The 17,588-nt window shown below is 60.6% G+C and carries 16 protein-coding genes; 14 read left to right on the top strand and 2 right to left on the bottom strand.

Going from position 1 to position 17,588, the window contains the following annotated elements:
- The first annotated feature begins 98 nt into the window (after positions 1-98).
- The 3 genes from cgtA (at position 99) to IFT57_RS17045 (ending at position 3,109) form a co-directional block, all read left to right on the top strand.
- Positions 99-1,319, top strand: coding sequence for an Obg family GTPase CgtA (cgtA, locus tag IFT57_RS17055; RefSeq protein WP_043192803.1), 1,221 nt, complete (start codon positions 99-101; stop codon positions 1,317-1,319).
- Positions 1,320-1,512: 193 nt separating this feature from the next.
- Positions 1,513-2,631: a glutamate 5-kinase gene (proB, locus tag IFT57_RS17050; RefSeq protein WP_122715207.1), complete on the top strand. Its 1,119-nt coding sequence runs from the start codon at positions 1,513-1,515 to the stop codon at positions 2,629-2,631.
- Between the two features lie 19 nt (positions 2,632-2,650).
- Entirely contained in the window at positions 2,651-3,109 is a 459-nt protein-coding gene (locus IFT57_RS17045) for a CreA family protein (protein ID WP_122475332.1), read from the top strand.
- A 582-nt stretch (positions 3,110-3,691) separates the two neighbouring features.
- Here IFT57_RS17045 and rpsT read toward each other — a convergent pair.
- Positions 3,692-3,970, bottom strand: a complete 279-nt coding sequence (gene rpsT / locus IFT57_RS17040; RefSeq protein WP_043192805.1) for a 30S ribosomal protein S20 — start codon at positions 3,968-3,970, stop codon at positions 3,692-3,694.
- A gap of 253 nt (positions 3,971-4,223) precedes the next feature.
- Here rpsT and murJ point away from each other — a divergent pair, with 253 nt between their 5' ends.
- The 6 genes from murJ (at position 4,224) to ispH (ending at position 11,583) form a co-directional block, all read left to right on the top strand.
- The gene (murJ, locus tag IFT57_RS17035) at positions 4,224-5,762 is read left to right on the top strand and encodes a murein biosynthesis integral membrane protein MurJ (protein WP_192048631.1); all 1,539 of its coding nucleotides are present in this window, start codon (positions 4,224-4,226) and stop codon (positions 5,760-5,762) included.
- 130 nt (positions 5,763-5,892) lie between these two features.
- Positions 5,893-6,828, top strand: a complete 936-nt coding sequence (ribF, locus tag IFT57_RS17030) for a bifunctional riboflavin kinase/FAD synthetase (RefSeq protein ID WP_192152229.1) — start codon at positions 5,893-5,895, stop codon at positions 6,826-6,828.
- Between the two features lie 15 nt (positions 6,829-6,843).
- The gene (ileS, locus tag IFT57_RS17025; RefSeq protein WP_192152132.1) at positions 6,844-9,675 is read left to right on the top strand and encodes an isoleucine--tRNA ligase; all 2,832 of its coding nucleotides are present in this window, start codon (positions 6,844-6,846) and stop codon (positions 9,673-9,675) included.
- Complete coding sequence (gene lspA, locus IFT57_RS17020) at positions 9,668-10,189, top strand: signal peptidase II (protein ID WP_122475327.1); 522 nt, start codon at positions 9,668-9,670, stop codon at positions 10,187-10,189. Before ileS ends, lspA begins: the two co-directional genes overlap by 8 nt.
- Positions 10,182-10,619 carry an FKBP-type peptidyl-prolyl cis-trans isomerase gene (locus tag IFT57_RS17015; RefSeq protein ID WP_122715112.1) on the top strand — a complete coding sequence of 146 codons (438 nt, stop codon included), beginning with the start codon at positions 10,182-10,184 and terminating at the stop codon, positions 10,617-10,619. The genes lspA and IFT57_RS17015 overlap by 8 nt, the downstream gene beginning before the upstream one ends.
- Positions 10,620-10,635: 16 nt before the next feature.
- Positions 10,636-11,583, top strand: a complete 948-nt coding sequence (gene ispH / locus IFT57_RS17010) for a 4-hydroxy-3-methylbut-2-enyl diphosphate reductase (protein WP_192152131.1) — start codon at positions 10,636-10,638, stop codon at positions 11,581-11,583.
- Here the strand turns inward: ispH and IFT57_RS17005 are convergent.
- Positions 11,576-12,100, bottom strand: coding sequence for a GspH/FimT family pseudopilin (locus IFT57_RS17005; protein WP_192152130.1), 525 nt, complete (start codon positions 12,098-12,100; stop codon positions 11,576-11,578). The genes ispH and IFT57_RS17005 overlap by 8 nt on opposite strands.
- Positions 12,101-12,223: 123 nt before the next feature.
- Between IFT57_RS17005 and IFT57_RS17000 the strand changes: the two genes are divergently transcribed.
- From IFT57_RS17000 to IFT57_RS16980, 5 genes are all read left to right on the top strand, one after another.
- On the top strand, positions 12,224-12,703 hold the full coding sequence (locus IFT57_RS17000; RefSeq protein WP_122795387.1) for a GspH/FimT family pseudopilin: 480 nt from the start codon (positions 12,224-12,226) through the stop codon (positions 12,701-12,703).
- Positions 12,697-13,176, top strand: coding sequence for a type IV pilus modification protein PilV (pilV, locus tag IFT57_RS16995; RefSeq protein WP_122795386.1), 480 nt, complete (start codon positions 12,697-12,699; stop codon positions 13,174-13,176). Before IFT57_RS17000 ends, pilV begins: the two co-directional genes overlap by 7 nt.
- Positions 13,173-13,916, top strand: coding sequence for a PilW family protein (locus tag IFT57_RS16990; protein ID WP_122795385.1), 744 nt, complete (start codon positions 13,173-13,175; stop codon positions 13,914-13,916). Before pilV ends, IFT57_RS16990 begins: the two co-directional genes overlap by 4 nt.
- 64 nt (positions 13,917-13,980) lie before the next feature.
- Entirely contained in the window at positions 13,981-14,427 is a 447-nt protein-coding gene (locus IFT57_RS16985; RefSeq protein ID WP_244657362.1) for a pilus assembly PilX family protein, read from the top strand.
- Entirely contained in the window at positions 14,414-17,578 is a 3,165-nt protein-coding gene (locus IFT57_RS16980; RefSeq protein WP_122795383.1) for a pilus assembly protein, read from the top strand. The genes IFT57_RS16985 and IFT57_RS16980 overlap by 14 nt, the downstream gene beginning before the upstream one ends.
- Positions 17,579-17,588 lie beyond the last annotated feature (10 nt).

Below are 17,588 nucleotides of genomic sequence, written 5' to 3'. Positions count from 1 at the left end.
GGTACGAGAGTCATTGACGGGTTTGCCGCGCTCATTTTCGCAAGAGCCTTACGTTTCAGTTTCATTAGCTCGTCCCTGCGGCGAGAGGCGTATTTTTCATGAAGTTTGTAGATGAAGTATCCATCCGCGTGAAAGCGGGTGACGGTGGCAACGGCTGCATGAGCTTTCGCCGCGAAAAATTCATTGAGAATGGCGGCCCCAACGGCGGCGACGGTGGCGATGGCGGCTCGATCTACATGATCGCCGACGAAAACCTAAACACTCTGGTCGACTATCGCTATACCCGCCACTTCGATGCCGAGCGCGGCGCCAACGGCGGCAGCACCGATTGCACCGGCAAGAAGGGTGAAGACATGGAGCTGCGCGTACCGGTAGGTACCACGGTGATCGACGCTTCCACCCAGGAAGTGATCGGTGACCTGGTAAAGGCCGGTCAGCGCCTGCTCGTGGCTCACGGCGGCTGGCACGGTCTGGGCAACACCCGCTTCAAGTCCAGTACCAATCGCGCGCCGCGTCAGACCAGTCCGGGCAAGCCGGGTGAGCAGCGTGACCTCAAGCTGGAAATGAAAGTGCTGGCCGACGTCGGCTTGCTGGGCCTGCCCAATGCTGGCAAGAGCACTTTCATCCGCTCGGTCTCCGCAGCCAAGCCCAAAGTGGCGGACTACCCGTTCACCACGCTGGTGCCGAACCTGGGTGTGGTCAGTGTCGATCGCTGGAAGAGCTTCGTGGTGGCCGACATTCCCGGTCTGATCGAAGGTGCGTCCCATGGAGCCGGCCTGGGCATTCGCTTCCTCAAGCACCTGGCGCGTACGCGCGTGCTGCTGCACCTGGTCGACATGGCGCCGCTGGATGAAACCAGTGCTGCCGATGCTGCCGAAGTGATCGTCAACGAGCTGGTCAAGTTCAGCCCGTCGCTGGCCGAGCGCGAGCGCTGGCTGGTGCTCAACAAGTGCGACCAGATTCTGGAAGAAGAGCACGAAGAGCGGGTCAAGGAAATCGTCGACCGCCTGGAGTGGGAAGGTCCGGTCTACGTGATCTCGGCCATCGCCAAGGAAGGGACCGAGCGCCTGAGCCGCGACATCATGCGCTACCTCGAAGACCGCGCCGATCGCCTGGCCCGTGACCCGGCCTACGCCGATGAACTGGCCGAGCTCGACCAGCGCATCGAAGACGAGGCTCGCGCCCAGCTGCAGGCGCTGGACGACCAGCGTGCGCTGCGCCGCAGCGGCGTGAAGAGCGTCCACGACATCGGCGATGACGACGACTGGGAAGAAGAAGACGCCGAAGACGGTCCGGAAATCATCTACGTCCGCGACTAGTGCGTATGGGTGCAGGTCCCGCTCCTGTAGGAGCGGTCTGCGGCCGCGAAGGGCGCACCGCGGTGTGCCTGGCACTCCATGGTGTTTTCTTCGCGGCCGATGACCGCTCCCACAGTGATCTCCAGTGTTAAACTAAGCGCCGCTCACTATGAGCGGCGTTTTTGTTTTTCTACCGGGCAAAGGTTGGCAGATGATGCGGAGCAAGGTGACGGGTGCGCAACGCTGGGTCGTGAAGATCGGCAGTGCGCTGCTGACCGCGGACGGCAAGGGTCTGGATCGCGCGGCGATGGGTGTCTGGGTCGAGCAGATGGTTGCTTTGCACAATGCCGGGGTCGAGTTGGTGCTGGTCTCTTCGGGGGCTGTAGCGGCCGGCATGAGTCGTCTTGGCTGGGTCAAGCGCCCCAGTGGCATGCACGAGCTGCAGGCCGCCGCTGCCATCGGCCAGATGGGTCTGGTGCAGGCCTGGGAGTCGAGCTTCGCCGAGCATGGCCGGCATACCGCGCAGATCCTGCTGACCCACGACGACCTCTCCGATCGCAAGCGCTACCTCAATGCGCGCAGCACGCTGCGGACCCTGGTCGAGCTGGGCGTGGTGCCGGTCATCAACGAAAACGATACCGTGGTCACCGACGAAATCCGCTTCGGCGACAACGACACCCTGGCGGCGCTGGTGGCCAATCTGGTCGAGGCGGACCTGCTGGTCATCCTCACCGATCGCGACGGCATGTTCGATGCCGATCCGCGCACCAACCCCGATGCGAAGTTGATCTTCGAAGCGCGTGCCGACGACCCGTCACTCGATGCCGTTGCTGGCGGCACCGGTGGCGCGCTGGGGCGCGGCGGCATGCAGACCAAGCTGCGCGCTGCGCGCCTGGCGGCTCGCTCCGGGGCGCATACAGTGATTGTCGGTGGCCGTATCGAGCGCGTGCTCGATCGGCTCAAGGCCGGCGAGCGCCTGGGGACACTGCTGTCGCCCGAGCGTGAAATGCTCGCTGCGCGCAAGCAGTGGCTGGCCGGGCATCTGCAGACTCGCGGCACCCTGGTACTCGACGAAGGGGCCGTGCAGGCCCTGACCGGTGGCCACAAGAGTCTGCTGCCGGTGGGCGTGAAAGTGGTTCAAGGCAGTTTTCGGCGGGGCGAAATGGTGGTGTGCGTGGCGCCCGATGGCCGCGAGATAGCGCGCGGCCTGGCCAACTACAGTGCGCTGGAAGCCCAGAAAATCATTGGTCAGTCGTCAGACGTTATCGAGCGCCTGCTGGGCTATATGGCCGAGCCCGAGCTGGTGCACCGCGACAATCTGATCCTCGTTTGATCCCTACAGGAACGTTTCGATGAAAGTGCTCAAGGCCCTCGCGGCTGCCATGTTGTGCCTGCCGATGCTGGCCAGTGCCGAGGAAATCGGCCAGGTGTCCACGGTGTTCAAGGTTGTCGGTCCCAACGATCGCATCGTCGTTGAGGCGTTCGATGATCCCAAGGTGCCAGGGGTGACCTGTTATCTGTCGCGCGCCAAGACGGGCGGAGTGAAGGGTGGTCTGGGCCTGGCCGAAGACCGCGCGGAGGCGTCCATCGCCTGCCGCCAGGTCGGGCCGATCCAGCTGCCGGGCAATTTGAAGGAGGGCGAGGAGGTGTTCAAGGAGCGCACCTCGCTGGTGTTCAAGACCATGCAAGTGGTCCGTTTCCACGACAAGAAGCGCAACGCCCTGGTGTATCTGGTCTACAGCGACCGGATGATCGAAGGCAGCCCGCAAAACGCCGTGACCGCCATCCCCATCCGCCCCTGGACCGAATAACCGCACGGCCACAGACCACTCCCACGGAAGAATGCACAGCCTCTGTGGGAACGGTCATCGGCCGCGAAAAGGGCGCCGCGGTGTGTCAGGTAAGCCACGTCGCACCCTTCGCGGCCACGGACCGCTCCTACGGAAGGCATGCACAGCCTGTGTGGGAACGGTCATTGGCCGCGAAGGGGGCACCGCGGTGTGTCAGGCAAGCCGCGTCGCGCCCTTCGCGGCCACGGACCGCTCCTACGGAAGACATGCATAGCCCACAGTAGGAGCGGTCATCGGCCGCGAAAAGGGCACCGCGGTGTGTCAGGTAAGCCGCGTCACACCCTTCGCGGCCACGGACCGCTCCTACGGAAGACATGCATAGCCCACCGTAGGAGCGGTCATCGGCCGCGAAAGGGCGCCGCGGTGTGTCAGGTAAGTCACGTCGCACCCTTCGCGGCCACGGACCGCTCCTACGGAAGACATGCATAGCCCGCCGTAGGAGCGGTCATCGGCCGCGAAGAAAACGCACGGCGATACCGGCACATTCACACAGGCACAAAAAAGCCGACCCTGAGGTCGGCTTTTTCTACATCGTACAGCTGATCAGGCAGCAGCAGCCTGGTTCAGTGCTTTGATGTGGCCATTCAGACGGCCCTTGTGACGAGCAGCTTTGTTCTTGTGGATGATGCCTTTATCGGCCATACGGTCGATAACTGGCACGGCCAGAACGTAAGCAGCTTGTGCTTTTTCTGCGTCTTTTGCGTCGATGGCTTTGACTACATTCTTGATGTAGGTGCGAACCATGGAACGCAGGCTGGCGTTGTGGCTGCGACGCTTCTCAGCCTGTTTTGCACGTTTTTTGGCGGAAGGTGAGTTGGCCACCGTCGAGCTCCTCGAAAGACTTTTTGAAATAGCAAACAAATAAGGCCGCGAATCATGCCCATCAACGAGTTGGTTGTCAAGGGTACGTGAGACGATCCGCTAAGTGGTTGGACGGGTGTCGAAGTGATTCACTTCTGGCCCGCGACCTGTACACTCGCGAAGTTCTGGCTCTGCCTGCTGATGCGGCGCGGAGTATCGCACACCTGGGCCGGATATGGGCCTGCTCTTCGTCCATGGGCATGAAAAACTTTCGATGAACCTACTTAAATCCCTGGCCGCGGTCAGCTCCATCACCATGATTTCGCGGGTGCTGGGCTTCGTCCGCGACACCATCATTGCGCGCATCTTCGGCGCGGGCATGGCCACCGATGCCTTTTTCATCGCGTTCAAGCTGCCCAACCTGCTGCGCCGGATCTTCGCCGAGGGTGCCTTCTCCCAGGCGTTCGTGCCCATTCTCGCCGAGTACAAGAGCCAGCAGGGCGAGGAGGCCACGCGCACCTTCATTGCCTACGTCGCCGGCCTGCTGACCCTGGCACTGGCGCTGGTCACAGTGGCCGGGATCCTCGCTGCGCCCTGGGTGATCTGGGCAACCGCCCCAGGCTTTGCCGATACCCCGGAAAAATTTGCGCTCACCAGCGATCTGTTGCGGGTGACCTTTCCTTATATATTGCTGATATCGCTGTCGTCCTTCGTCGGTGCCATCCTCAACACCTACAATCGCTTCTCGGTGCCGGCCTTCACGCCCACGCTGCTGAACGTGTCGATGATCCTGTTTGCCCTGTTCCTCACGCCCTATTTCGATCCGCCGGTGATGGCGCTCGGCTGGGCCGTGCTGGCGGGTGGGTTGGCGCAATTGCTCTATCAATTGCCGCATCTGAAAAAGCTCGGCCTGCTGGTTTTGCCACGGCTGAGCCTGCGTGATACCGGCGCGCTGCGTGTGATGAAGCAGATGCTGCCGGCAATTCTCGGCGTATCGGTGAGCCAGATTTCGCTGATCATAAATACCGTGTTCGCCTCGTTTCTGGTGGCCGGCTCGGTGTCCTGGATGTACTACGCCGACCGCCTGATGGAGCTGCCGTCGGGGGTATTGGGCGTAGCCTTGGGCACGATCCTCCTGCCGACCCTGGCCAAGACCTACGCCAACAGGGACCGCCATGAATACTCGCGCATCCTCGACTGGGGGCTGCGCCTGTGTTTCGTGCTGGTCCTGCCGTGCGCGGTGGCCCTGGCGCTGCTCGCCGAGCCTTTGACGGTGGCGTTGTTCCAGTATGGCAAGTTCACCGCGCTGGATGCGGCCATGACCCAGCGCGCGCTGATCGCCTATTCCATCGGCCTGCTGGGCATCATCCTGATCAAGGTGCTGGCGCCTGGGTTCTACGCCCAGCAGAACATTCGTACGCCGGTGAAGATCGCCATCTTCACTCTGGTGGCGACACAGGTCTTCAACCTGATGTTCATCAGCCATCTGCAGCACGCGGGCCTGGCGCTGGCCATCAGCCTGGGTGCCTGCCTGAACGCCGGGTTGCTGTATTGGAAGCTGCGTCAGCAGGACCTGTTCCAGCCGCAGCCGGGCTGGACCGCTTTTTTGTGCAAGCTTGGGGTGGCTGTGCTGGCCATGGCCGCTGCCTTGCTGGTGCTGCTGCAGTACATGCCGGCATGGGCCGACGGGCAGATGCTCGAGCGTTTCCTGCGCCTGGGGCTGTTGGTGTTGACAGGCGTGCTAGTGTATTTCGGAATGTTGTTGGCCATGGGCTTCCGCCTCAAGGACTTCGCTCGCCGCGGGCTGGCGTGATCCTCGAGCGCGCGGGCTGCCCTTGGCCGCCAGCGGTTTTATGCTTTAGCGAACATCCATGCACGCTGTTGCCTGTCGTCGGCGCGTCGGTATGGTTATAATCGACCACTTTATGAGCAAGAAGCGCGTTATGCAGCTGGTTCGAGGCCTTCACAATCTGCGGCCCCAGCATCGGGGCTGCGCTGCCACCATTGGCAATTTCGACGGTGTCCATCGTGGCCACCAGGCTATTCTGGCCCGGCTGCGCGAGCGTGCCCGCGAGTTGGGCGTGCCCAGTTGTGTGGTCATCTTCGAGCCCCAGCCGCGTGAATACTTCAGCCCGCAGACCGCGCCGGCACGTCTGGCCCGGCTGCGCGACAAAGTGCAGCTGCTGGCCGACGAGCAGGTCGATCTGGTGCTGTGCCTGGCCTTCAACAAGCGCCTGAGCCGGCTCAGTGCATCGGAATTCGTCGACACCATCCTGATCGACGGCCTGGGCGTGAAACATCTGGAGGTCGGTGACGACTTCCGCTTCGGCTGCGACCGGGCAGGGGACTTCGACTTCTTGACCCAGGCCGGGAGCCTTCAGGGCTTTACCGTCGAGTCGGCGCAGACCGTCGAAATGGATGGTGTCCGCGTCAGCAGCACCCAGGTCCGCAAGGCTCTGGCTGCGGCCGATTTCGAACGTGCCGGACAGTTGCTCGGCCGGCCCTTCTGCATCGAAGGAAGGGTCCTGCATGGGCAGAAACTGGCCCGCCAACTGGGCTGGCCCACTGCCAATGTGCAACTCAAGCGCCGTCGCGCGCCGCTCACCGGGGTATACCTGGTCAGTGTCGACATCGACGGCAAGACCTGGCCAGGAGTCGCCAACATAGGCGTGCGGCCAACCGTTGCAGGTGATGGCAGTGCCCACCTGGAAGTGCATTTGCTGGACTTTGCCGGTGACCTCTATGGCCGGCATTTAACGGTGGCGTTCCACCACAAGCTGCGTGATGAGCAGCGTTTCGCCTCGCTTGAGGCGCTGAAGTCGGCGATCGATGCGGATGTCGCCGCCGCGCGTGCCCACTGGGCCAAGCCAACCGCTTAAATTGAAGAGCCTGAAATGACCGACTACAAAGCCACGCTAAACCTTCCGGACACCGCCTTCCCAATGAAGGCCGGCCTGCCCCAGCGCGAGCCGCAAACTCTGCAGCGCTGGGACAGCATTGGCCTGTACCAGAAGCTTCGCGAGATTGGCAAGGACCGTCCCAAGTTCGTCCTGCACGACGGCCCGCCCTATGCCAACGGCAATATCCACATCGGTCATGCGGTCAACAAGATCCTCAAGGACATGATCACCCGTTCCAAGACCCTGGCCGGCTTCGATGCGCCGTACGTGCCGGGCTGGGACTGCCATGGCCTGCCGATCGAGCACAAGGTCGAAGTCACCCACGGCAAGAACCTGGGCGGCGACAAGACCCGCGAACTGTGCCGCGCCTATGCCAGCGAGCAGATCGAAGGGCAGAAGGCCGAGTTCATCCGCCTGGGTGTGCTGGGCGATTGGGCCAACCCGTACAAGACCATGAGCTTTCCCAACGAGGCCGGCGAGATCCGTGCCCTGGCCGAAATGGTCCGCAACGGCTTCGTGTTCAAGGGCCTCAAGCCGGTGAACTGGTGCTTCGATTGCGGCTCGGCCCTGGCCGAGGCCGAAGTCGAGTACGCCGACAAGAAGTCGCCGACCATCGACGTCGCTTTCCCGATCGCCGACCAGCAAGCGCTGGCCGACGCCTTCGGCCTGCCAGGCCTGGAGAAGCCTGCCAGCATCGTGATCTGGACCACCACCCCGTGGACCATCCCGGCCAACCAGGCGCTCAACGTCCATCCCGAGTTCACCTACGCCCTGGTCGATGTCGGCGATCGCCTGCTGGTGCTCGCCGAAGAACTGGTCGAGAGCTGCCTGGCGCGCTACAGCCTGCAAGGCACGGTGCTCGCCACTACCGTGGGCGCCAAGCTCGAGCTGATCAATTTCCGACATCCGTTCTATGACCGCCTGTCGCCGGTGTACCTGGCCGACTACGTCGAATTGGGCGCGGGCACCGGTGTGGTTCACTGCTCGCCTGCCTATGGCGTGGACGACTTCAACATCTGCAAGCAGTACGGCCTGACCAACGATGACATCATCGGTCCGGTGCAGAGCAATGGCGTGTATGTCGAATCGCTGCCGTTCTTCGGCGGCCAGTTCATCTTCAAGGCCAACTCGAACATCGTCGACAAGCTGACCGAAGTCGGTGCGTTGATGCACACCGAAGTGGTCAGTCACAGCTACATGCACTGCTGGCGGCACAAGACCCCGCTGATCTACCGCGCTACCGCGCAGTGGTTCGTCGGCATGGACAAGCCACCTGTCGAAGGCGACACCCTGCGCGAGCGCGCGGTGAAAGCCATCGAAGAAACCAAGTTCGTCCCAGCCTGGGGCCAGGCGCGCCTGCACTCGATGATCGCCAACCGTCCCGACTGGTGCATCTCGCGCCAGCGCAACTGGGGCGTGCCCATTCCGTTCTTCCTCGACAAGGCCACCGGTGAGCTGCACCCACGCACCGTCGAGCTGATGGAAGAAGTAGCCAAGCGCGTCGAAGTCGAAGGCATCGAAGCCTGGTTCAAGATGGACGCCGCCGAGCTGCTGGGCGATGACGCCGCCAACTACGACAAGATCAGCGACACGCTGGACGTCTGGTTCGACTCGGGCACCACCCACTGGCACGTGCTGCGTGGCTCGCACCCGATGGGCCACGAAAGCGGCCCGCGCGCCGACCTGTACCTGGAAGGTTCCGACCAGCACCGCGGCTGGTTCCACTCTTCGCTGCTGACCGGCTGCGCCATCGACAACCACGCGCCGTATCGCGAGTTGCTGACCCACGGTTTCACCGTGGACGAGAACGGCCGCAAGATGTCCAAGTCGCTGGGCAACGTCATCGCCCCGCAGAAGGTCAACGACACCCTGGGTGCCGACATCATGCGGCTGTGGGTCTCGGCCACCGACTATTCGGGCGAAATGGCCGTGTCGGACACCATCCTGCAGCGCAGTGCCGATGCCTACCGTCGTATCCGCAACACGGCGCGCTTCCTGCTCTCCAACCTCAGCGGCTTCAACCCGGCCACCGACCTGCTGCCGGCCGATCAGATGATCGCCCTGGACCGCTGGGCGGTCGACCGTGCGCTGCTGCTGCAACGCGAGCTGGAAGAGCACTACGGCGAATACCGCTTCTGGAACGTCTACTCCAAGGTGCACAACTTCTGCGTGCAGGAGCTGGGCGGCTTCTATCTGGACATCATCAAGGATCGCCAGTACACCACCGGCGCCAACAGCGTTGCACGGCGTTCCTGCCAGACCGCGCTGTACCACATCAGCGAGGCGCTGGTGCGTTGGATCGCGCCGATCCTGGCGTTCACCGCTGACGAGCTGTGGCAGTACCTGCCGGGCGAGCGCAACGAATCGGTGATGCTCAACACCTGGTACCAGGGCCTGAGCGAGTTGCCCGAGGGCTTCGAGCTGGATCGCGCCTACTGGGAACGCGTGATGGCGGTGAAGACCGCAGTCAACAAGGAAATGGAAAACCTGCGCGCGGCCAAGGCCATCGGCGGCAACCTGCAGGCCGAAGTGACCCTGTACAGCGAAGACGCGCTGAACACCGACCTGTCCAAGCTGGGCAACGAGCTGCGCTTCGTGCTGATCACCTCGGGTGCCACCTTGGCACCGTTCACCCAGGCTCCGGCCGATGCGGTGGTCACCGAGGTCGTCGGCCTGAAGCTCAAGGTGGTCAAGTCGAGTGGCGTGAAGTGCGCGCGTTGCTGGCACTTCCGTGACGACGTGGGCGTGGACCCCGAGCATCCGGCAATCTGTGGGCGCTGTGTCGACAACATCAGCGGTGAAGGCGAGGTGCGCCACTATGCCTGATTCGTCGGCGTCCTTCGGTCGCTACGGTCACTTGAAGTGGCTGTGGCTCAGCGTGCTGGTGATGGTGCTGGACCAGGCCACCAAGTTCTATTTCGACGGCACGTTGCAGATGTACGAGCAGATCGTGGTCATCCCAGACCTGCTCAGCTGGACCCTGGCCTACAACACCGGCGCCGCCTTCAGCTTCCTGGCCGACAGTGGCGGCTGGCAGCGCTGGCTGTTCACCCTGATCGCCGTGGTGGTCAGCGTGGTGCTGGTGGTCTGGCTCAAGCGCCTGGGGCGCAGCGACACCTGGCTGGCGATAGCGCTGGCCCTGGTGCTGGGCGGCGCGGTCGGCAACCTGTTCGACCGTGTCGTGCTCGGCCATGTGGTCGACTTCATTCTGGTGCATTGGCAGGATCGCTGGCGGTTCCCGGCGTTCAACCTGGCCGACAGCGCCATCACCGTCGGTGCGATCATGCTGGCGTTGGATATGTTCAAGAGCAAGAAAACCGGAGAAGCGGTGAATGACTGAGCAGCGCATCAGGGAAAACACTGAAGTGACCTTGCACTTCGCCCTGCACCTGGAAAACGGCGACACCGTCGACAGCACGTTCGACAAGTCGCCGGCGACCTTCAAGGTCGGCGATGGCAACCTGTTGCCGGGTTTCGAAGCCGCCTTGTTCGGCTTCAAGGCCGGCGACCGACGTACCGTCAAGGTGCTGCCGGAAAACGCTTTCGGCCAGCCCAATCCGCAGAACGTGCAAATCATGCCGGCCTCGCAGTTCGAGAACATGGAGCTGTCCGAAGGGTTGCTGGTGATCTTCAACGACGCGGCCAACACCGAGCTTCCGGGCGTGGTGAAAGCATTCGACGACAATGAAGTGACGGTAGACTTCAACCACCCGTTGGCAGGCAAGACCCTGACCTTCGAGGTGGAAATTCTTTCGGTCACAGCCCTTTAAGGGCACCGAGGCAAGCATGCAAATCAAACTCGCCAATCCCCGGGGCTTCTGCGCGGGTGTGGACCGAGCGATCGAGATCGTCAACCGCGCCCTGGAAGTCTTCGGCGCACCGATCTATGTCCGCCACGAAGTGGTGCACAACAAGTTCGTGGTCGAAGACCTGCGCAATCGCGGCGCCATCTTCGTCGACGAACTCGACCAGGTGCCTGACGACGTCATCGTCATCTTCAGTGCCCACGGCGTTTCCCAGGCCGTGCGCCAGGAAGCGGCCGGGCGCGGCCTGAAGGTGTTCGACGCGACCTGTCCGCTGGTCACCAAGGTGCACATCGAGGTGGCCCGCTACAGCCGCGATGGCCGTGAGTGCATTCTCATCGGCCACGCCGGGCATCCGGAAGTAGAAGGCACCATGGGTCAGTACGATGCCAGCAACGGTGGCGCCATCTACCTCGTCGAAGACGAGAAAGACGTTGCCAACCTGAATGTGGTCAACCCTGAAAACCTTGCCTTCGTGACCCAGACGACCTTGTCGATGGACGACACCAGCCGGGTCATCGACGCGTTGCGCGCGCGCTTCCCGGCCATTGGCGGGCCGCGCAAGGACGACATCTGCTACGCCACGCAAAACCGCCAGGACGCGGTCAAGATCCTGGCCGACGAGTGCGATGTAGTACTGGTAGTGGGCAGCCCGAACAGTTCCAACTCCAACCGGCTGCGCGAGCTGGCCGAGCGCATGGCCACCCCGGCGTACCTGATCGACGGCGCGCAGGACATGCAGCAGGGCTGGTTCGACGGCGTGCAGCGTATCGGTATTACCGCTGGTGCCTCGGCGCCCGAGGTGCTGGTGCGCGGTGTCATCGAGCAACTGCACGCCTGGGGTGCGACCGGTGCCGACGAGTTGATCGGTCGGCCGGAGAACATCACGTTCTCGATGCCCAAGGAGTTGCGGGTGAAGACGATTACTTGAGTGACTTGCGGCACTGATCGTCGCGATTGCGCACGTAGCTCTTGTCTATCCGAAGCCTTCCGACCCAACTGATGACGAGGCGCACGCGCGCCTTGTCGTTGGTGTCGCACACGGATAGCTCTCCAGGGTTGCCGCTGCCATTTACTCCCGCAACGGCGCCGAAGGTGTTGAAACGCACTTCCTTGCGCATCCAGTGATTACCCTCAATCCTGATCGAGCCATCCAGTACGCGCCTGCGCAAGACAACCTCCGGTCCGCGGCGCAACCCGCGCATGTCCGGCATCACCTGCCAGCCCCAGCCCCAGCCCTTTTCTGCCGCCCGGACCACTATCGGGGTATGCCGCACGACCGCTTCGGTGCGAGCCATTTTCAGGGTCGCGACCAGCTCGCCCACGATCACCTGACGCCGCTGCTCCTGTAGCATCGCGCGAAACCCCGGGATCCCTACTGCGGCCAGAATGCCGACCACCGCCAGTACCATTACCAGCTCCACCAATGTAACTCCCTTGCTGTACATGCCAACCCTCCCTGGGTTTCCCTGCAATAGGCGCTGATCCCTCTAGAACAACCGTATATCCTGTGCGCGCACCGAACCGCGCGAGCGCTGGTTTATAGTCAGTGCTCTTGGGGGAGACGTCCAATGCGGCATGGTTACAAGGGGTTTACGCTGGTCGAGCTGATGGTCACGGTGGCGGTGCTGGCAATCCTAGTGACGGTCGGTATTCCCTCATTCGTTAACCTGCTCAACAACAGCAAGGCTGACACTGAAGTGGGTGACGTGGTGCGGGCCTTCAATTATGCGCGACTCGAAGCGATAAACCGGGGAGTGCCGACTCAAGTGCGCACCGAAGCAGGCAATAGTTGGACTGGAAGGCTGACTGTCGTCATCAATACCGGCGCGACTGCCCCCACGGCAGCTGGCAGCGCGCTGCGGGTGATCCCGGCCATGAGCAGCGCGGCTGCATTGAATACCCCTAACATCGCCTACATCGAGTTCAACAACATGGGTGCATTGACCTACCCTATATCGGCGCTGAACATCACCTATACCCAAGGTGCGGTGACCCGCAATTTTGCGGTTTGCGTCAACGGACGCGTTGTTGCGAGCGGCACATGCTGATGAGCTGCCGGCGTGCGCAAATTGGTGTCAGTCTGATCGAGGTACTGATTTCACTGTTGATCCTGGGTATCGGCATTCTCGGGGCTGCGGCCTTGCAGTTGAACGCGTTGAAATATACCGACAGCTCGACGATGAACAGCCAGGCCAGTTTCATTGCCTATGACATGATGGATCGCATGAGAGCCAATCCAGATGTCAGCTACGCACTGGGTAGCATTGCCAGCGCACCCACCACGGGCGACTTGAACACACCGCGTACCCAAGACCTGTTCGACTTCGCATTCAATATCAGGGCTATGGGCGGAACCGATGGCTCTATTCTGATCAATGGCAGGGTGGTAACGGTTACCGTCACCTGGGACGACTCCCGGGCAGGCGTAGCACGTACCGCCAACCAAACCACTTCGGGCCAAGCAGCACTCCAGACCTTCACATTGACGAGCCGCGTAGCGGGTGATGCGGTGACGCCATGAAAAAATACAGTAAGGGTCTGGGCCTTATCGAGCTGATGGTGGCAATGGTGCTTGGTCTGGTCGTGGTGTTAGGTGTGACGCAGATTTTCATTTCAGCTAAAAACACCTATCAGTTGCAGAATGCGGCGGCCGTAATGCAGGAAGATGCTCGCTACTTGTTCAGCCGTATGATCCAAGACATTCGTATGGTCGGCATGTTTGGCTGTATCGACCCTAGCAATGCTTCGTTCGTGGATACTACCGTAGGCCAGGCTTTCAGCCTGGCAGCCGTACAACCTATCCAGTATTCGAACAACACGAGCAACGGTACCGTTCTTACGCTGCTTACTGGGGACGTGGGTAACAGTGGCGGCACTCCAACGTACATGATTGTCACCGACTGCAAGACTTTAGCGACCGTTTACGCGGGAGCTCAGGCTCCGACCAATCAGGCGTCAACTAATCTGGGACTTCTTTCGATGCCGGTGCGTCAAGCGATCTACACCTTTCGCAATAGCCAGATATTCACCGGCCCTGCCGCCAGTCAGCAGGTTCTGGTAAACAACGTCGCTGGCTTCAGCCTGACGTTCGGCGTGGCAGCCAGCGCCGCTGATGCAGGTATCTTGCGGTATACCGCAGCACCGACGAGCGCCGCATTGATTCGCAGTGTACGCATATCGCTGGTGCTGACCGATCCTAGCAATCGAGTCAGGAACCAGACTTTCAACGTAGTCGCGACATTGCGCAATCGTATTCATTGAGTCGGGCGCACCCATGTATAGATCGTTATCGACGTTACAGATACGGCCTCAGCGGCAAAGGGGAATGGCCCTCATCGTTAGCCTGATTTTTCTGCTGTTGCTGACCATGATTGGCATCTCGTCAATGCAGAACGCCTCACTGCAGGAAAAAATGGCGGGGAGTGTCAAGTTTCGCAATGAATCTTTCCAAGTCGCGGAAGCGGCATTGCGAGCCGGCGAGAATGCGGTGTCTGCGAACAATTACGTACTCGCTGTTTGTTCAAGCATTGCCGCCTGTGCTCCTCCAAACGCAGCGGTTGTCACTACCGCTGGCGGTAACGGCAATGTTGTGTGGATCGCAGTAGCGGGGACCACCGGCCTCTACGCGATTCAAAACATTGGCAGTACGGCCGCGCCGATCAATCCGCCATCAGGCTGTCAGTCGGCGTCGACCACTCTTTATCGAATAACCGCCATCGGTTTTTCCGGCCCGAGCCGGTCCGTTGTGGAGAGCATCTATGGCAAGTGTTAACCGCTGGAGGCAAGTGTTGCTGGGGATGGCGGTCATTCTCTATGCCACGACCCCGGTTTATGCATTTACCCCGTCCCAGCTACCCTTGCTCAGTGCTGCAGCGGTGCCACCTAACGTGATGCTGCAAGTGGACAACTCTGGCAGTATGGATACGGTCATCTACGATGCCGGATACAACCCTTCGGCAGAGTACGGAGATGTGTATTTTCCCGTACAGCGTTGCGCGCTAGGCATCTTCTGTTCCTATAGTGCAGGCAACGTAGTGGGTGGCGGAGGCGATTACGCGTTCTACGGCAGCTTGAACCAGAACTTCTGCTCTGGAACCCAAGTGAGTTTTTACCGCAACAGCGGCGCTGTGACATGTCTATCGCTGCCCGATCCGGCACTTAATGGCGAGACGCGGTATCCAACAAATTACCTCGCCTATCTGGTCAGACAGGCCAACGCTGGTGCTCCAGTCACCGTCACCAACTCCACGCGTATGAGAACAGCCATCGCCGTTGCCAACAATCTGGTGGACGCCAATCGCACGCTACGTATCGGACTGGCGACATTCAATCCGCCGCAAACCACTACGCGTCCCACTGACCCTGGCCCCAGCGGTAAAATTCAGCAGAAAGTCGATGATATCTCCAGCACCACCACCGCCGGTGTCACCAACTATAACGCGCTCAAAGCCGCCATTTCTGGGCTCTCGGCCGAAGCCAACACCCCGCTGGCCGAAACCTATTACCAAGTCACTCGCTATTTCCGCGGCCTGACGCCGGATCCGCGCTATACAGGTGCGCCGGCTATCTTCACCAGCCCTATTCAATATCGATGCCAGCGAAACGCTGGCGTGGTTATTACTGATGGCTTGCCAACCTACGATCGAACATTCCCGGCTGACCCAGACGACCCCAATGGTCTGTTGCCCAACTGGGACCAGAGCACTGGCGATGATGGCACCAATCCACCAAGCGACGGTGAGGGCGGTACGCTGTATCTGGATGACATCGCGCAGTTTGCCTACGATATCGACATGCAGACTTCCAACAGCAATCCACCAAAGGATCTGGCGGGTAAAAGCTGGGACACCGACGGATTCGTGAAACAGAACCTGCGCACTTATACGGTGGGTTTTACCGCCGACAACGCGATGCTTTCCAAAGCTGCCGTTAATGGCCTGGGCAAGTACTACCTCGCCACCGACTCTGTGACGCTGTCCACGGCATTGACCGCTGCGCTAAGCGACATCAGCTCCAAGTCCGGTTCCGGCGGCGCGGGGGCCTCTAGCTCTTCCACATTGGTCACGGGCACCTACTATTACCAGACCTTATATGACCCGATCGACTGGCGAGGCATCATTCAGGCATTTCCATTCACCAGTACGGGAGCCGTGGGCACTACGTCGGTCTGGACCACAAACACCACCATGAGGATAGGTTCGGGTACGACAACGTATCAATCGTGGAATACAGCATCCAATGCTGCTATCGCCTTGCTTTACGATAATTTTTCGCCAGCGCAACAAGCGGTGCTCAACACCGGACTGCCGGCGAATATCAGGGGAACAGATCTGGTCGAGTGGAGCAAAGGCACAAATAGGACCGGACTCCGGGTGCGTAGCGTGCTGCTGGGGGATGTGATCAACTCCCCTTTGACCTATGCCTCGGCCACGGATCAGACAGCTTCCGACCTGGTGGGAGACAACAGCTACACCGAATACCTGGCTATCAAGGGTGGCACCAATGGTATGACGCCGTCGTTGGTAGTCAATGCCAACGACGGTTTCACCAATATCATTACAGCCAGTTCGGGAAGCCGCCGTTACGCCTACCTGCCATCGACTGCGTTGGCGGGTCTTTCGACAGTGGCTGACACAGGCTATGTCAACGGTACCTCGCACCGTTTCCTCAACGATGGACAGATCACGATTGCCGACGCGCAACTCTCTGGTACGTGGAAAACACTGATACTCGGCGGGACCGGAGGCGCAGGACGAGCTTTCTACGCATTGCAATTGTTCGATAAGAACGCCGGCAATACGATTCGGCCGTTGTGGGAGATCCGAGCCCCTGATACGCCGAATGCGGGCAACGCCCTTAACGATCTGGGATATGCGTATGCCAAGCCAGAGGTGGCGCGCTTGCCAGACGGGACATGGGCGGCATTCATCAGCAACGGCTACGGCAGTAACTCAGGTGTGGCAGCGCTCTATGTCTTCAATCTTGCGACGGGCGCGTTTATCACCAAATTGCTGGTGAACACTACGGATACCGATAATGGTCTGTCGTCCGTAAAGCTAAGGGTTAATGCATCGAATTTCGTGCAGTCTGCCTATGCCGGAGACTTGAAAGGGCGCATGTGGAAGTTCGACCTCAGTAGCCCTGCGATTGCTAATTGGGGACTGGCGTTTTCCGGCCGGCCGCTGTTCACTGCGCCCGGCGCGGCCACTACCGTGCCTGCTGCGGCTGCAACCGAGTCTATTACCGCCCAACCCTTGCTGCTGGACCAAAGTACCAGTGGCAAGATGGTGTTCTTCGGTAGCGGCAAATTCAACGAGACGGCTGATAAGACATCATCTGCAACGCAGCGCTTCTACGCCGTATGGGACTCTGATGGCGGGGCGGGCAACTACACCATCGCTAACCTGCAGCAGCAATCCATCACCGGAACCTTCACGGCAAATGGCGATACCTATATGACTACCAGCGAAAACACGGTGAACTACACCTCGCAGAAGGGCTGGTATCTGCCATTGGTATATGGCACCACCATGGTGGGTGAGCGAGTGATCAATCCGGCGGTCTACACCTTGGGAAGGATATTGTTTACTACCGCAGGTGTGGACTCCAAGGATCCTTGCTCGACCCAAGGCTTTGGCAAGTTCATCGAGCTGGATGCAACCTCAGGCGCAATGTTGAATTATCCTGTTCTGGACACCAACGGAGACGGCAAAGTGGACGGCAGTGATTTGCGTTCAAGCGGCATGCTCATCGGCACTGGCATCCCTACTCTCAATGCACTGGTCGACGTGGATGCTACTGCCAATGCTGCAGCCAGCCAGCGCAAGGTGCTCAATGATTCGGGAGGCAATATCAGGGTGCTTGTCGAGAAAGGTGCGTCGGGGGGTGGCAAAGGCCGCATCATGTGGCGGCAAATACAGTAAGGGAATCCAA

This window comes from Pseudomonas sp. CFBP 13719 (genome assembly GCF_014842095.1).
Classification (GTDB): Bacteria; Pseudomonadota; Gammaproteobacteria; order Pseudomonadales; family Pseudomonadaceae; genus Aquipseudomonas.
The sequence above is the reverse complement of the archived record's forward strand: the minus strand, read 5'-3'. Positions and strand labels throughout refer to the sequence as shown.

What these genes read in the sequence shown, in the direction of transcription:
- cgtA (WP_043192803.1), top strand. Translation starts at nt 99, where the DNA reads ATGAAGTTTGTAGATGAAGTATCCATCCGCGTGAAAGCGGGTGACGGT.
- proB (WP_122715207.1), top strand. Translation starts at nt 1,513, where the DNA reads ATGCGGAGCAAGGTGACGGGTGCGCAACGCTGGGTCGTGAAGATCGGC.
- IFT57_RS17045 (WP_122475332.1), top strand. Translation starts at nt 2,651, where the DNA reads ATGAAAGTGCTCAAGGCCCTCGCGGCTGCCATGTTGTGCCTGCCGATG.
- murJ (WP_192048631.1), top strand. Translation starts at nt 4,224, where the DNA reads ATGAACCTACTTAAATCCCTGGCCGCGGTCAGCTCCATCACCATGATT.
- ribF (WP_192152229.1), top strand. Translation starts at nt 5,893, where the DNA reads ATGCAGCTGGTTCGAGGCCTTCACAATCTGCGGCCCCAGCATCGGGGC.
- ileS (WP_192152132.1), top strand. Translation starts at nt 6,844, where the DNA reads ATGACCGACTACAAAGCCACGCTAAACCTTCCGGACACCGCCTTCCCA.
- lspA (WP_122475327.1), top strand. Translation starts at nt 9,668, where the DNA reads ATGCCTGATTCGTCGGCGTCCTTCGGTCGCTACGGTCACTTGAAGTGG.
- IFT57_RS17015 (WP_122715112.1), top strand. Translation starts at nt 10,182, where the DNA reads ATGACTGAGCAGCGCATCAGGGAAAACACTGAAGTGACCTTGCACTTC.
- ispH (WP_192152131.1), top strand. Translation starts at nt 10,636, where the DNA reads ATGCAAATCAAACTCGCCAATCCCCGGGGCTTCTGCGCGGGTGTGGAC.
- IFT57_RS17005 (WP_192152130.1), bottom strand. Translation starts at nt 12,100, where the DNA reads ATGTACAGCAAGGGAGTTACATTGGTGGAGCTGGTAATGGTACTGGCG.
- IFT57_RS17000 (WP_122795387.1), top strand. Translation starts at nt 12,224, where the DNA reads ATGCGGCATGGTTACAAGGGGTTTACGCTGGTCGAGCTGATGGTCACG.
- pilV (WP_122795386.1), top strand. Translation starts at nt 12,697, where the DNA reads ATGCTGATGAGCTGCCGGCGTGCGCAAATTGGTGTCAGTCTGATCGAG.
- IFT57_RS16990 (WP_122795385.1), top strand. Translation starts at nt 13,173, where the DNA reads ATGAAAAAATACAGTAAGGGTCTGGGCCTTATCGAGCTGATGGTGGCA.
- IFT57_RS16985 (WP_244657362.1), top strand. Translation starts at nt 13,981, where the DNA reads ATGGCCCTCATCGTTAGCCTGATTTTTCTGCTGTTGCTGACCATGATT.
- IFT57_RS16980 (WP_122795383.1), top strand. Translation starts at nt 14,414, where the DNA reads ATGGCAAGTGTTAACCGCTGGAGGCAAGTGTTGCTGGGGATGGCGGTC.